Genomic DNA, 12,853 nt, shown 5'->3' on the forward strand with positions numbered 1-12,853 from the left:
TTATAAAACCTGCTTACAATGAAAAATGTAGTACGTATTTTACTACTAATCGTTTTAGTTTTTATTGCTAGTAAAGTATTATTTTCAGATTTCCACTTGTCTAAATCTGAAAGTAAAACCATTACTATGACGATAGCCGAATAGATTTAAAAAAAGACAAATAACTAAATTTAGATTTAGTAATAATTGTCCCAATCGAATACATGAATCATGTTAAATGATTAATAGCACATTTATTTTGGTTGGTAAAATGCCTGATTTTTTTCAGGCATTTTTTTGTTAGTTATACCAGCTTTTAAAGCTCCTAATTTCCTTATTTAACATCATAGAAGACCAGGCTATTCTTTACGTTCTCCTAAATCAATCTTAAAAATCAGGATTCTTACAAAATCTAAAAACACATTTCTTATCTTTACGCAAAGTCAGGGTATGAGATTTTTACTAATATTATTTTTATGTTTTTGTAGCAATATGTTTTCGCAAGAAGATATAGTGGCTGCTGAGTACTTTAAAAATGGCGATTTTGAAAAAGCTTTACTCTCTTACCAAAGACTTTATAATAAATCGCCCAACAATAATACGTACCTCATACAGTTGGTGAAATCTCATCAACAATTAGAAAATTTCCAAGAAGCTGAATCTCTACTTTTAAATCAGATTCCTAAATTTAATTATCCACCTTTATTAATTGAATTGGGGTATAATTATCAATTACAAAATAAGCTGTACGACGCCGAAATTTATTATAATAAAGCCTTAGAAACTTTAGACGAAAACCCAAACTATGTCTTTGCAATAGGAAAAACTTTTGAAGATAAGTCTCTACTGGAACACGCAATAACAGCTTATGAAAAAGCGATGGCTTTAAGACCTGAATTAAATTTCAATGTGCAATTAGCAAGAATTTATGGCGAACAAGGGAATGTTTCAAAAATGTTTGAGAGTTATCTAAATTTTGTCGAGATAAACGACGGATACTTAAACACCATAAAAAGAGCGTTTAGCGAGTTTATAAGCGAAGATAGTGAGAACGAAAACAATATTATTTTAAGAAGACTTCTTCTAAAAAAAATTCAATCCGATCAAAACCTTCTTTGGAACGAATTATTAAGCTGGTTATTTGTTCAGCAAAAAGATTATAACAAAGCTTTCACTCAAGAAAAGGCTATTTTCTTTAGACAACCAGAGAGCTTAGATCGTATTGAGGAATTAGCGCTTATTGCTCAGGCAGACAATCATTTAGACATTGCGTTAAATATTTTTACCTATTTAACAGAAACTGCTCAAGATGCAGACACTCAGTTAAAAGCTCATTATTATCGTTTGCAAATTAAAACTCAAATGGCCACTCCCTCAGATTATCCGGAGGTTTTAAGCGCCTATCAAGATATTTTTACAGAATACGGAAAACACACACAAACTTTGCAAATGCAAATTTCTTACGCGCATTTCTTAGCTTTCTACAAGCACAACTCTCAAGAAGCTGTAAGCTCATTAAAACAAAGTTTAGAGTTGCCTATTAGCGGATTTCAAGAGGCTCAAATTAAAATGGAATTAGGCAATATTTTAGTTTTAGAAGAAAAATTTAATGAAGCCCTGATTTATTATACACAAATACAACGCAACTTAAAAAACAGTACTATTGCTCAAGAAGCACGTTTTAAAGTGGCTCAAACTAGCTACTATAAAGGAGACTTTAAATGGGCAGAGTCTCAACTTAAAATATTAAAATCTTCGACTTCTCAGTTAATTGCTAACGATGCTTTGGATCTTATGCTCCTAATTACGGACAATAAATATGAAGACTCTACGCAAACTGCCTTAAAACTATATGCTAAAGCAGATTTAATGGCTTATCAAAATAAAACTTCAGAAGCAATCTCACTTTTAGATGTAGTTTTAAATGAACATCGCGGCAAAACTATAGAAGATCAAGCTTTATTAAAACAAGCACAACTTTACGAAAAAATAAAAGAATATCACAAAGCCGAAAACAACTATTTAAGTATTATAACAAATTTTAGTGACGATATTCTAGCTGATGATGCGCATTTCTATTTGGCAGAATTATATAGAACAAAGTTAAATCAACCAGAAAAAGCTAAAGATCATTACGAGAAAATAATCTTTAATTATCAAGACAGTATCTTTTTTGTAGAAGCTAGAAAAAATTATAGATTTTTACGTGGCGACGCTATAGATTAACCATGTTCTAGGCATATAAATTTAGTAGGTATTTTAAGTGTTGTTTAGAAAAAACCGAGTATATTCTTAATATTTACAAGATGATTATAGCAGAAACCAATCGGCTACTTATTTCCAAGTTCACAGAAAAAGATGCCCCATTTTTTCTTGAATTGGTAAACACGCCAAATTGGATAAAATATATAGGAGACAGAGATGTTAAAACAATAGATGCCGCTAAATCTTATTTAAAAGAAGGTACAATTAAAAGTTATTCCGATTTTGGTTTTGGCTTTTATAAATTACTCTTAAAAGAAGATAAAGGGAAAGCTATTGGCACATGTGGACTTGTAAAAAGAGACCAGTTGGAGCATGTGGATATGGGATTTGCTATGCTTCCTGCCTATGAAGGCCAAGGCTATGGTTTTGAAGCATCGGAAGAAATTTTAAAACTAGCAAAAAACCAATTTCATTTAGAAAAAATTTTAGCCATAACTCTACCTTCAAATAATAAGTCGGTTAAATTATTAGAAAAACTAGGTTTATCTTTCGAAAAAAGAGTGAAACCTTTTGATGATGACGAAGAACTTCTGTTATTTGCAAAAGAATTATAACGCAAAACCTAGTCTGGTAATAGAAATAGAGAAAATAAAGTTCCAATATTACTAATTACCATTTGGAATTTAGTTTTTCTCATTTAGAATTAAAAAACATAATCATGATTATATATAACGTAACCGTAAACATAGAAGATAGTGTCCACGAAGACTGGCTAGTCTGGATAAAAGTACATATTCAAAAAGTATTAGCCACAGGAAAATTTTCAGAAGCAAAATTATCGCGCGTCCTGGTAGAAGAAGAAATGGGAGGTGTAACATACTCTATTCAATACAGAGCTAAATCCAGAGAAGATTTAGAAGCATATTACAATAATCATGCAGATAAATTAAGACAAGATGGCTTAATGCGTTTTGCAGACAAAATGCTAGCATTTAGAACCGAATTGGAAATTATTGATGAATACACGGCTACTTTTAACTAATCAAAACAAAATCACTGTGTCTAAAGACCATCAAGTAAAAGCAAAAAAACATTTAGGACAACATTTTTTAAATGACGAATCTATTGCAGAAAAAATAGCAAATACATTGTCTTTTGAAGGTTATAAGCATGTACTTGAAATAGGTCCTGGGATGGGAGTTTTAACAAAATATCTTCTCAAAAAAGAAACAAAAACTCATGTTATAGAAATAGACACAGAATCTGTAGAGTTTCTAAAAAACAACTATTTAAACTTAGCAGATAGAGTAATAGAGCAGGATTTTTTAAAATACGATTTAAATCTTATTTTCAATCATGAACCTTTTGCCATAATAGGAAACTTCCCTTATAATATCTCCACACAAATTGTTTTTAAGACTCTAGAAATGCGCAATCAGGTACCTGAGTTTTCAGGCATGTTTCAAAAAGAAGTTGCTCAACGTATTTGTTCCAAAGAAGGAAGTAAGGTTTACGGTATTCTCTCTGTTTTAGTTCAGGCTTTTTACCATGCAGAATATTTATTTACAGTACCTCCAAGCGTTTTTAATCCGCCACCAAAAGTAGAATCTGGTGTTCTATTATTAAAACGGAAAGCAAACTATACACTTTCGTGTAACGAGGCCATGCTTTTTAAAGTAGTAAAAACAGCTTTCCAACAACGACGAAAAACCCTTAGAAACAGCTTAAAAACATTCAATTTAAGCGATAATCTAAAAGCAAATAGTATCTTTGACAAACGTCCCGAACAATTAGCTGTACAAGAGTTTATAGAACTCACCAAATTAATTGAAACCGATGTAGAACAATAAATTCTTTACTATTCTAACAGAGAAAATAAAAGTCTAGAAACCTTATGTCTGAAGAAAACGAAAACTTACAATTCGAGCTAACCGACGAACTTATTGAACAAGTAGAACAACTTATCGAAACCAAAAACGATACAGATCTACACCTTTTGTTAACAGAGTTTCACTACGCCGATATTGCTGAAATTTTAGACGAGTTAAATCTAGAAGAAGCCATGTATGTTATCAAGCTTCTAGATTCTGAAACCACCTCCTATGTCTTGATGGAGTTAGACGAAGACAATAGGGAAAAGGTACTTCGAAATTTATCTGCCAAAGAAATTGCAGATGAAATTGAAGAACTTGATACAGATGATGCTGCAGATATAATTGCAGAACTTCCGGAAGACAGACAAAGAGAGGTAATTTCAAATATTGAAGATCAAGACCATAAGGCTGAAATTACAGAACTTTTAGCCTACCACGAAGACTCTGCTGGAGGTCTTATGGCCAAAGAGTTGGTAAAAGTTTTCGAAACATGGACTGTTGCCGGTTGTTTAAGACGAATTAGAGCTCAAGCCCAGGATGTTAAAAGAGTTCACTCCATTTACGTAGTTAATAAACAGAATAAACTAATAGGACGTCTTTCTTTAAAAGATTTAATTGTTGCTAAAAGCGATCAACAAATTTCAGATATCTACATTAAAAGTGTCGATTATGTAAAAGTTGATGAAGACTCAGAAGAAGTTGCAAGAATAATGCAAAAATACGATTTGGAAGCTATACCTGTTGTAGATGAAAACATGGTATTATTAGGCCGAATAACCATTGACGATATTGTAGATGTTATTCGAGAAGAAGCCGACAAAGATTATCAAATGGCGGCAGGTATTTCTAAAGGAGTAGAAGCCGATGCAAGTATTTTAAAATTAACTAAAGCCCGTTTGCCTTGGCTATTAATTGGTATGTTTGGAGGCCTTGGCGCGGCAAGTATAATAGAGCACTTTAATGAAGGCATGGGGAGTTTTATTGTACTCTTAAGCTTTGTTCCTTTAATACAGGCAACTGCAGGAAATGTAGGTGTACAATCGTCGGCCATAGTAGTTCAAGGTTTGGCTAACGATACAATAGATGGGAAAATTTTAAAGCGATTGTTTAAAGAGTTTCTCTTAGGTTTAGTTAACGGAATCGCTATCGCGTTTATAGCTTTAATTATTAGTCATTTTGTTTTTGGAACTCCTTATATGGTTTCTTTAACCATCTCTCTTTCTCTAATAACGGTTATTACAATGGCTGCTTTTATTGGAACACTAATCCCTATACTTCTAGACAAAAAAGGAATAGATCCAGCAGTTGCCACAGGTCCATTTATTACTACTAGTAATGATGTTTTTGGAGTATTGACCTACTTTTTAATAGCTAAACTAATTTTAGGTTTTTAATTATGAAAGTCCTTCATTTAGATACAAATCATCCCTTATTAATAAAGCAACTCGATGCTTTAGGTTTTCAAAACGATGAAGATTACAACTCCTCTAAGGCTGAGATTGAAGCTAAAATTGCCGATTACAATGGAATAATTATTAGAAGTCGTTTTTCCATTGATAAAACTTTTCTAGACGCTGCAAAAAACCTCCAATTTATAGGTCGTGTTGGTGCTGGTTTAGAAAATATAGATTGTTCTTATGCAGAAAGTAAAGGAATTTATTTAATCTCTGCGCCAGAAGGAAATAGAAATGCCGTAGGTGAACACAGCTTAGCCATGCTTCTTTCTTTATTCAATAAGCTTATTAAAGCCAATAAAGAAGTCTGTGAAGGAAAATGGCTGCGCGAAGAAAATAGAGGAATAGAATTAGATGGAAAAACCATTGGCTTAATTGGATATGGAAATATGGGAAAAGCCTTCGCAAAAAAACTCTTGGGTTTTGATGTGACTGTTTTATGTTACGATATTAAAGAGAATGTTGGAGATAAAAATGCCAAACAAGTTTCTTTAGCAGAGTTTCAAGAGCAAGTGGATGTTGTTAGTTTACACACTCCACAAACTACTTTGACTCTTAATATGGTGAATAAAGAATTTATCCAAGCCATTAAAAAACCGTTTTGGTTGATTAATACAGCTCGTGGAAAAAGTGTTGTAACAAAAGACTTGGTTAGCGCTTTAAAATCAGGTAAAATTTTAGGTGCAGGCTTAGATGTTTTAGAATACGAAAAAGCCTCATTTGAAAACTTATTTAAAAAAAATGATGAAGACATGCCACTAGCATTTAGGTATTTAATAAAAGCTGAAAATGTAATTTTAACTCCCCATGTAGCAGGCTGGACGGTGGAAAGCAAAGAAAAATTAGCACAAACAATAGTAAATAAAATAAAAGCTAAGTTTGGTTAACTTTAAATGTTTAAAATAAACTTAGCTCATGAAACATCAAGCAAATTCTCCAGAAGATTATATTAGCCAAGCACCAGAGGAACGTAAAGTAGTTTTAAACAAGTTAAGGAAAACCATTAAAAACAATCTCCCTTTAGGTTTTCAAGAAGGAATTCAATTTGGTATGATAGGATATTATGTGCCGCATAGCATTTATCCAGAGGGTTATCATTGCGATCCAAAAACACCACTGCCATTTATAAGTTTTGCTTCACAAAAAAAACTCCATTAATCTATATCATTCTGGAATTTATTCTAAACCAGAAATACATGATTGGTTTGTAAATGAATATCCAAAACACAGCAAATACAAATTAGACATGGGGAAAAGCTGTATTCGATTTAAAAAAATGGACGATATTCCTTTTGAACTTATTGAAAAACTTTCTAAAAAACTTTCTGTAGATGAATGGATAGAAATTTATGAAAAAACCATAAAGAAAAAGTAATTAGGCTTTTCACGCCAAAATTAGTTAAAAAGATGAATTCATGAGCTGTTATGTTTTTCATCATTTAACAGTAAAATTGCATCTAACTTCTATCTCCTAATCAAAATCGATATAACCTTCCTCCTTCACAAAAAAAAATTGGAATTTTGGAAAGTTACTCTCAAAAACACATGTCTTAGATTTTCTTTTAAATATTCTAATTTATTCAGAATTATCTTAAGCAAAAAACTTAGATAACTTCTTAATTTTCACTATCTTTAAGAGACACATTTTAAAATATAGAAATCATGTCTGTCGAGAATAATAATTTTGAAGATGACCTCTACAATGAGACAAGTAAGTTTTCTCATGATATTTTAAAGGATGGGAAAACAATAGCCATAATTGCACATATGACTATAATTGGTTGGATTATTGCCTATTTTATGAATCGTAAAAATAAAAATGCTTACGCTTCTTTTTATATTAGGCAAGCTTTAGGTATTATGCTAGGAATCTTAATTGTTAGTTTTATACCTGTTATTGGCTGGGTTCTTGGAATGGCTTTCTTTATATTATGGATACTAAGTTTAGTGGGCTCTTTAAGTGGCGAAATAAAACATATACCCTTTTTTGGCAATAGATTCCAAGAATGGTTTATTATCTTTTAAAATCTACCTAAGAATCACTCTGTTCGGATAGCTTCTGTTCTAATTCTGCTTGAAATTCTTCCATAACCGGACGCACGGTACTTTCCGGTAAATCTGCTATTTTAATATACATTAACCCATCTACAGCATTATTGAAAAGCGGATCTACATTAAATGCTACCAATTTTGCATTTTGCTTGATGTATTTTTTAAGTAAAACAGGCAAGCGTAAAGCTCCTGGCTCTAGCTCATCGATAATTTTATCGAATTTATTTAAGTCGGCTTCCGTTTCATCAAAAACAAAATCTTTATCAGCATCCTTTAACTTCACCTTAAATTCCTTTTTAGGGTGGACATATTGAGCAATATATGGATCGTAATAATGAGATTTCATAAACTCAATCATTAGCGACTTAGAGAAACTAGAAAACTGATTACTGATACTTACTCCTCCAATTAAATATTTATGTTCTGGATATCTCAAGGTAGTATGCACAATCCCTTTCCAAAGCAAAAATAAAGGCATAGGTTTTTGCTGATACGCTTTGATAATAAACGCACGACCCATTTCTATAGACTGACTCATCATTTTATGTAATTCCGGCTCGAATCTAAATAAATCCTGCAGGTAAAATCCATCAATTCCATAGTTGGAATAAATTTGAGAACCTAATCCCATTCTATAAGCACCAACAAGAAGTTCTTTCTCGCTATCCCAAAGAAACATATGATGATAATAGGTATCAAAAGTATCTAAGTCTACAGATTCATTGGTGCCCTCTCCTACTTCTCTAAAAGTTACTTCTCGAAGTCTTCCAATTTCTCTTAAAATATTTGGAATTTCGGTACTTGTAGCTAAAAACACTTCGTAATTTTTACTCTGCAACAATCTACAGTCTCCACTTCTTAGCCCTTCGACTTCTTGTTTCATAATCTCTCCAGAAATAGGAGTTGCAATTCGCTTAGGTGGTTTTGGTACTTTTAAAGTAGAAGAAATATGACTTAATAAATCCCCTTTTTCATCAAAAGAGTTTGAAAGCATATAGGTTTTCTTTCTTATAAATTCTGAAAAGTCCTTTAAAGAAGAATACTCCTTTTGATCTGCCACCGAAATAGGTCTACCAATTCTTACCTTAATAGTTCTTCGTTTTTGAGTCAATAATTCCGAAGGTAATTTAGCGGTTCTAAACGTATCACTAATTTTAGATAGTTTATAAAAAAGTCGGCTATTTTTAGCGTGAAAATAAATAGGTACTACAGGAACTTCTGCTTTTTGAATAAGTTTCATAGCTGAGTCTTCCCAAGGTCTGTCTACAACTAGTTTTCCATCTCTATACGTGGACACTTCTCCAGCTGGAAACACCCCCAAAGGCGAACCTTCTCTTAAATGCTTAATGGCATTTTTAAAACCAACAATACTAGATTTTATGTCTTTTTTATTTTCAAAAGGGTTGACTGGGATAATATATGGGTCTAAAGGCTCTATTCTTTGAAGTAAAAAGTTAGCCATTATTTTAAAGTCTTCCCGTTGTTCCAACATGAGTTTTAATAGAAGAATACCATCAATTCCTCCTAAAGGATGATTAGAAACCGTAATATAAGCGCCATCCTTTGGTAAGCGTTTTAAATCTTCTTCAGGAATCTCAAATTTAATTTGAAAATCATGTAAAATACCATTTAAAAAATCAGTTTTTTCCAAATGTTTGTTTCGGTTATAAATATCGTTTAATGTGGATATTTTTAACAGCTTCATAAGCAGCCATCCTACAAAAGTTCCTACAAATCCGTAGGAGCCTAAATTTATAGCTTTGGCCACTTCTTTGGCAGACACTAATCCTTTATCAAGTTGTTTAGTCATGAATACAAATGTAGTGAAAATGTTTATTTAGTAACCAACTGCATGGTTTCTTGTGTTAATTGCTTCAATAATATCTTTTTATCTCTTTCCATTTGCGTTTTGGCTGTTTCTGTATAATGTCTAATTGTATATAAAGACACGTCTTCCGTACAAGTTACTTTAAATTTTGCTTTTAAATGCTGTAATAAACTATCTAAATTTTGATACATATTATCTACGCAAACCGAAAAACTAATTGCCGAATTTTGAATAACATCCACCTTCATTTTATATAAGTGTAAGAGTTTAAAAATCTCACTGATATTCTCTTCTACGATGTACGAAAAATCTAAAGATGACAATGAAATAAGCACTTGGTTTTTCTTAACAATAAAACAAGGTATTTGCGGATCTAAACCTGCTTCTTTACAAACCTTGGTTCCTTTGCCTTCAGGGTTTAAAAACGACTTTACAAACAAAGTAATTTCCTTTCGTTGTAACGGCTGCAAGGTTTTTGGATGAATAACGGAAGCTCCATAGAAAGCCAATTCAATAGCCTCTCTATAAGATATTCTATGAAGTAATTGTGCATTCTCAAAGTAACGAGGATCTGCATTTAAAATCCCCGGAACATCTTTCCAAATAGTTACACTCTGTGCATTTAAACAATAAGCAAAAATAGCAGCAGTATAATCACTCCCTTCTCTTCCTAAGGTTGTTGTAAAATTATTAGAATCGCTCCCTAAAAAACCTTGGGTAATATTTAGCTGGGTTCTATTAAAATTAGTAGTTATTCGCTTTTGGGTTTCTTCCCAATCTACTTTTGCACTTCTGTAATAATCGTCTGTTTTTATAAATTCTCGAACATCTAAAAAATGGTTCTTAATATTCACTTCATTTAAATATTCACTTATAATAGTGGTAGAGACCAATTCTCCAAAACCAATAACTTGATCGTAAACAAAATTATAATCTGGGGATTTGTTTCTATCTAGAAACACTTTTAAATCGTTAAACAAAGTCGATACTTTCTTAAAAACCTCATGCTTTTCGTTGTCGAACAAGTCTAACAAAATGGCATTATGAAATTTAAAAACATCCTGAATAGAGCTTTGTAACTGATTAGACCTATCAAAATAATTTTTCACTACTAGCTCTAAAGCATTGGTAGTTTTCCCCATAGCAGAAACTACTACCAAAGTGTCTTTATAACCAGTTTTATTTAAAACGGCTACTAAATTTTTTACGCCTGTGACATCTTTAATAGATGCGCCTCCAAATTTAAATACTTGCATTATAGTTTAGATAAATACTCTTTTATTCCTTTTTCGTCTAATTGAACCAAATCCCAATCCCTCATAACATTCGCTCCTTTTTTCTCGTAAAATGTAATGGCGTCCTCATTCCAATCTATCACATCCCAACTTACTCGTTTTACACCTAATTGGTTTCCATATACAACTACTTGATCGAGTAATTTTGTTCCCAATTGTTTTCCTCTCATTTGCTGATTAACAACCAAATCTTCCAAATGTAAAACTGGTCCTTTCCATGTAGAATAGCGCATATAAACCAAAGCCATTCCTTCTATTTTATTATTTACTTCGGCAACAAAACATAAAAATTTCGCTTCCTTTCCAAAGCCATCGCGCTCTAAATCTGAAACTTCTATTTCTACGGCATCTGGTTCCTTTTCAAAGACAGCTAAAGCTTTTATTAAATTATATACGGCTAGCATATCTTCTTTTTTAGCCTTTCTAATTTCAATTTTCATATAAAAAATTTGAGGATAAAGATAGTTTAAAGTTGTTTATTATCTATTTGGAACGTGCTGTAGTTTGCTAAAAAGTACGATATTTGCACCACAAACAACACATTAGAACTTCATGTCTAGAAAAAACCAAACTTTAGGAGAGTTTATTATTGAAAATCAGTCGTCTTTTAAATACACCTCCGGTGAGCTATCCCGACTTATTAACTCCATACGCTTAGCTGCAAAAGTAGTTAATCACGAAGTAAATAAAGCAGGTTTAGTTGATATTATTGGTGCTGTTGGAGACACCAATATTCAAGGTGAAGATCAACAAAAACTAGATGTTTATGCCAACGAAAAATTTATCCAAACTTTAAAAAACAGAAATATTGTTTGCGGAATAGCAAGTGAGGAAGAGGATAGCTTTATTAGCATTAACAGTCAGGACGAAAACAATCAAAACAAATATGTGGTACTAATGGATCCATTAGATGGCTCGTCTAACATAGATGTTAATGTCTCTGTAGGAACTATTTTTTCGGTTTTTAGAAGAGTTTCTCCGGTTGGTGGTCCGGTAACCATAGACGATTTTCTTCAAAAAGGAAACAAACAAGTAGCAGCCGGCTATATTGTTTATGGCACCTCTACTATGTTGGTTTACACAACTGGAGATGGCGTTAACGGCTTTACCTTAAATCCTGCTATTGGAACCTTTTATTTATCGCACCCTAAAATGACCTTTCCAAAAGATGGACATATTTATTCTGTAAATGAAGGAAATTATATTCATTTTCCTCAAGGTGTAAAAAACTATATTAAATATTGCCAAATGGAAGAAGGAGACAGACCGTATACTAGTAGATATATAGGTTCTTTAGTTTCAGATTTTCATAGAAACATGATAAAAGGAGGTATTTACTTATATCCAAAAAGTTCAAAAAACTCTAATGGAAAACTGCGTTTACTATACGAATGTAACCCAATGGCATTTTTAGCAGAACAAGCCGATGGGAAAGCAAGTGATGGATTTACTAGAATTATGGATATTGAACCAACCGAATTGCATCAACGCGTTCCCTTTATTTGTGGAAGCAAAAACATGGTTGAAAAAGCAGAAGAATTTATGCGAAATGCCTAATAAACCTCATTAGAAGACATAAAAAAGCGAGTTATTATTTACAACTCGCTTTTTTCATCTTATAATATTGAATAATTATCTATTCATGTTTTTCATTTCCTCTGTAAAAGTATCAATATCAACACCATTGCTTACTAAAACTAAAGCTTTGTCTACAATGTATTTTACGTTGTCTGGGGAAAAACCTAAGCCAACAGCAATCTTTTTTAACACTATCATTTCGCTATCACCTTTAATATGATCTACATAAACCATACGAGCCAAATCGTATAAACGTTCCAAACGTCTATCGTATGAAGTTGGAGGGTTTATAGGGTGCGATTGGTAATCTTTTAATATAGTTCTGTATTCCGAATCATTAATATCTAAGTTATGAGCCAAACGGTCTAAAAACGCTTTTTCTTGCTCTGTAATAATTCCATCGTCCATTGCTACTCTAACTATAGATGCAAAATGGTCTGCGTTACGTTGTTTAAATCCGCTATCAAATAAATCTGAAAATGACATATATTTTTTATTTTAAATCTCTGATGATTGAGCTGCAAATATAGTTAAAGAATATCCTTAATAAAACTAAAAAAATCTTTTTTAATTACACTTTATTCATCC

At 32.2% G+C, this 12,853-nt stretch carries 13 protein-coding genes and 1 pseudogene; 10 read left to right on the forward strand and 4 right to left on the reverse strand.

The annotated features are described in order from the left end of the window. The first annotated feature begins 18 nt into the window (after positions 1-18). From OS188_RS11025 to OS188_RS11065, 9 genes and pseudogenes are all read left to right on the forward strand, one after another. A complete protein-coding gene (locus tag OS188_RS11025) occupies positions 19-144 on the forward strand; it encodes a hypothetical protein (RefSeq protein ID WP_267148898.1) in 126 nt (41 codons plus the stop codon). 285 nt (positions 145-429) lie between these two features. Next, on the forward strand, positions 430-2,205 hold the full coding sequence (locus OS188_RS11030; protein WP_267148899.1) for a tetratricopeptide repeat protein: 1,776 nt from the start codon (positions 430-432) through the stop codon (positions 2,203-2,205). An 80-nt stretch (positions 2,206-2,285) separates the two neighbouring features. Next, positions 2,286-2,798, forward strand: a complete 513-nt coding sequence (locus tag OS188_RS11035; RefSeq protein WP_267148900.1) for a GNAT family N-acetyltransferase — start codon at positions 2,286-2,288, stop codon at positions 2,796-2,798. A gap of 104 nt (positions 2,799-2,902) precedes the next feature. Continuing rightward, positions 2,903-3,226 (forward strand): DUF4286 family protein, encoded by a 324-nt coding sequence (locus OS188_RS11040; protein WP_267148901.1) that lies wholly within the window; start codon positions 2,903-2,905, stop codon positions 3,224-3,226. A 16-nt stretch (positions 3,227-3,242) separates the two neighbouring features. After that, complete coding sequence (gene rsmA / locus OS188_RS11045) at positions 3,243-4,034, forward strand: 16S rRNA (adenine(1518)-N(6)/adenine(1519)-N(6))-dimethyltransferase RsmA (protein ID WP_267148902.1); 792 nt, start codon at positions 3,243-3,245, stop codon at positions 4,032-4,034. Between the two features lie 44 nt (positions 4,035-4,078). Then, entirely contained in the window at positions 4,079-5,452 is a 1,374-nt protein-coding gene (gene mgtE, locus OS188_RS11050) for a magnesium transporter (protein ID WP_267148903.1), read from the forward strand. 2 nt (positions 5,453-5,454) lie between these two features. Then, positions 5,455-6,399, forward strand: a complete 945-nt coding sequence (locus tag OS188_RS11055; protein ID WP_267148904.1) for a 2-hydroxyacid dehydrogenase — start codon at positions 5,455-5,457, stop codon at positions 6,397-6,399. A 28-nt stretch (positions 6,400-6,427) separates the two neighbouring features. Continuing rightward, positions 6,428-6,887, forward strand: a pseudogene (locus OS188_RS11060) (DUF1801 domain-containing protein). A gap of 287 nt (positions 6,888-7,174) precedes the next feature. After that, positions 7,175-7,537, forward strand: coding sequence for a DUF4870 domain-containing protein (locus OS188_RS11065; RefSeq protein ID WP_267148905.1), 363 nt, complete (start codon positions 7,175-7,177; stop codon positions 7,535-7,537). 7 nt (positions 7,538-7,544) lie between these two features. On the opposite strand, the gene OS188_RS11070 is transcribed toward OS188_RS11065, so the two are convergent. From OS188_RS11070 to OS188_RS11080, 3 genes are read right to left on the reverse strand one after another with little or no spacing between them, the layout of a single operon-like run. After that, positions 7,545-9,374 carry a lysophospholipid acyltransferase family protein gene (locus OS188_RS11070; RefSeq protein WP_267148906.1) on the reverse strand — a complete coding sequence of 610 codons (1,830 nt, stop codon included), beginning with the start codon at positions 9,372-9,374 and terminating at the stop codon, positions 7,545-7,547. 23 nt (positions 9,375-9,397) lie between these two features. Next, positions 9,398-10,648, reverse strand: a complete 1,251-nt coding sequence (locus tag OS188_RS11075) for an aspartate kinase (protein WP_267148907.1) — start codon at positions 10,646-10,648, stop codon at positions 9,398-9,400. Next, positions 10,648-11,127 carry a GNAT family N-acetyltransferase gene (locus tag OS188_RS11080; protein WP_267148908.1) on the reverse strand — a complete coding sequence of 160 codons (480 nt, stop codon included), beginning with the start codon at positions 11,125-11,127 and terminating at the stop codon, positions 10,648-10,650. Before OS188_RS11080 ends, OS188_RS11075 begins: the two co-directional genes overlap by 1 nt. Positions 11,128-11,239: 112 nt before the next feature. Between OS188_RS11080 and fbp the strand changes: the two genes are divergently transcribed. Further along, positions 11,240-12,244 (forward strand): class 1 fructose-bisphosphatase, encoded by a 1,005-nt coding sequence (gene fbp / locus OS188_RS11085; RefSeq protein ID WP_267148909.1) that lies wholly within the window; start codon positions 11,240-11,242, stop codon positions 12,242-12,244. 75 nt (positions 12,245-12,319) lie between these two features. Here the strand turns inward: fbp and OS188_RS11090 are convergent, their stop codons facing one another. Continuing rightward, complete coding sequence (locus OS188_RS11090; RefSeq protein WP_267148910.1) at positions 12,320-12,751, reverse strand: tellurite resistance TerB family protein; 432 nt, start codon at positions 12,749-12,751, stop codon at positions 12,320-12,322. Positions 12,752-12,853 lie beyond the last annotated feature (102 nt).

This window comes from Xanthomarina sp. F1114, from assembly GCF_026410255.1.
GTDB lineage: Bacteria > Bacteroidota > Bacteroidia > Flavobacteriales > Flavobacteriaceae > Xanthomarina.

Excerpts from the sequence above, each read along its gene's own strand:
- OS188_RS11055 (WP_267148904.1), top strand. The coding sequence starts at position 5,455 with ATGAAAGTCCTTCATTTAGATACAAATCATCCCTTATTAATAAAGCAA.
- OS188_RS11090 (WP_267148910.1), bottom strand. The coding sequence starts at position 12,751 with ATGTCATTTTCAGATTTATTTGATAGCGGATTTAAACAACGTAACGCA.
- OS188_RS11025 (WP_267148898.1), top strand. The coding sequence starts at position 19 with ATGAAAAATGTAGTACGTATTTTACTACTAATCGTTTTAGTTTTTATT.
- OS188_RS11035 (WP_267148900.1), top strand. The coding sequence starts at position 2,286 with ATGATTATAGCAGAAACCAATCGGCTACTTATTTCCAAGTTCACAGAA.
- OS188_RS11080 (WP_267148908.1), bottom strand. The coding sequence starts at position 11,127 with ATGAAAATTGAAATTAGAAAGGCTAAAAAAGAAGATATGCTAGCCGTA.
- OS188_RS11030 (WP_267148899.1), top strand. The coding sequence starts at position 430 with ATGAGATTTTTACTAATATTATTTTTATGTTTTTGTAGCAATATGTTT.
- fbp (WP_267148909.1), top strand. The coding sequence starts at position 11,240 with ATGTCTAGAAAAAACCAAACTTTAGGAGAGTTTATTATTGAAAATCAG.
- OS188_RS11040 (WP_267148901.1), top strand. The coding sequence starts at position 2,903 with ATGATTATATATAACGTAACCGTAAACATAGAAGATAGTGTCCACGAA.
- mgtE (WP_267148903.1), top strand. The coding sequence starts at position 4,079 with ATGTCTGAAGAAAACGAAAACTTACAATTCGAGCTAACCGACGAACTT.
- OS188_RS11065 (WP_267148905.1), top strand. The coding sequence starts at position 7,175 with ATGTCTGTCGAGAATAATAATTTTGAAGATGACCTCTACAATGAGACA.
- OS188_RS11070 (WP_267148906.1), bottom strand. The coding sequence starts at position 9,374 with ATGACTAAACAACTTGATAAAGGATTAGTGTCTGCCAAAGAAGTGGCC.
- OS188_RS11075 (WP_267148907.1), bottom strand. The coding sequence starts at position 10,648 with ATGCAAGTATTTAAATTTGGAGGCGCATCTATTAAAGATGTCACAGGC.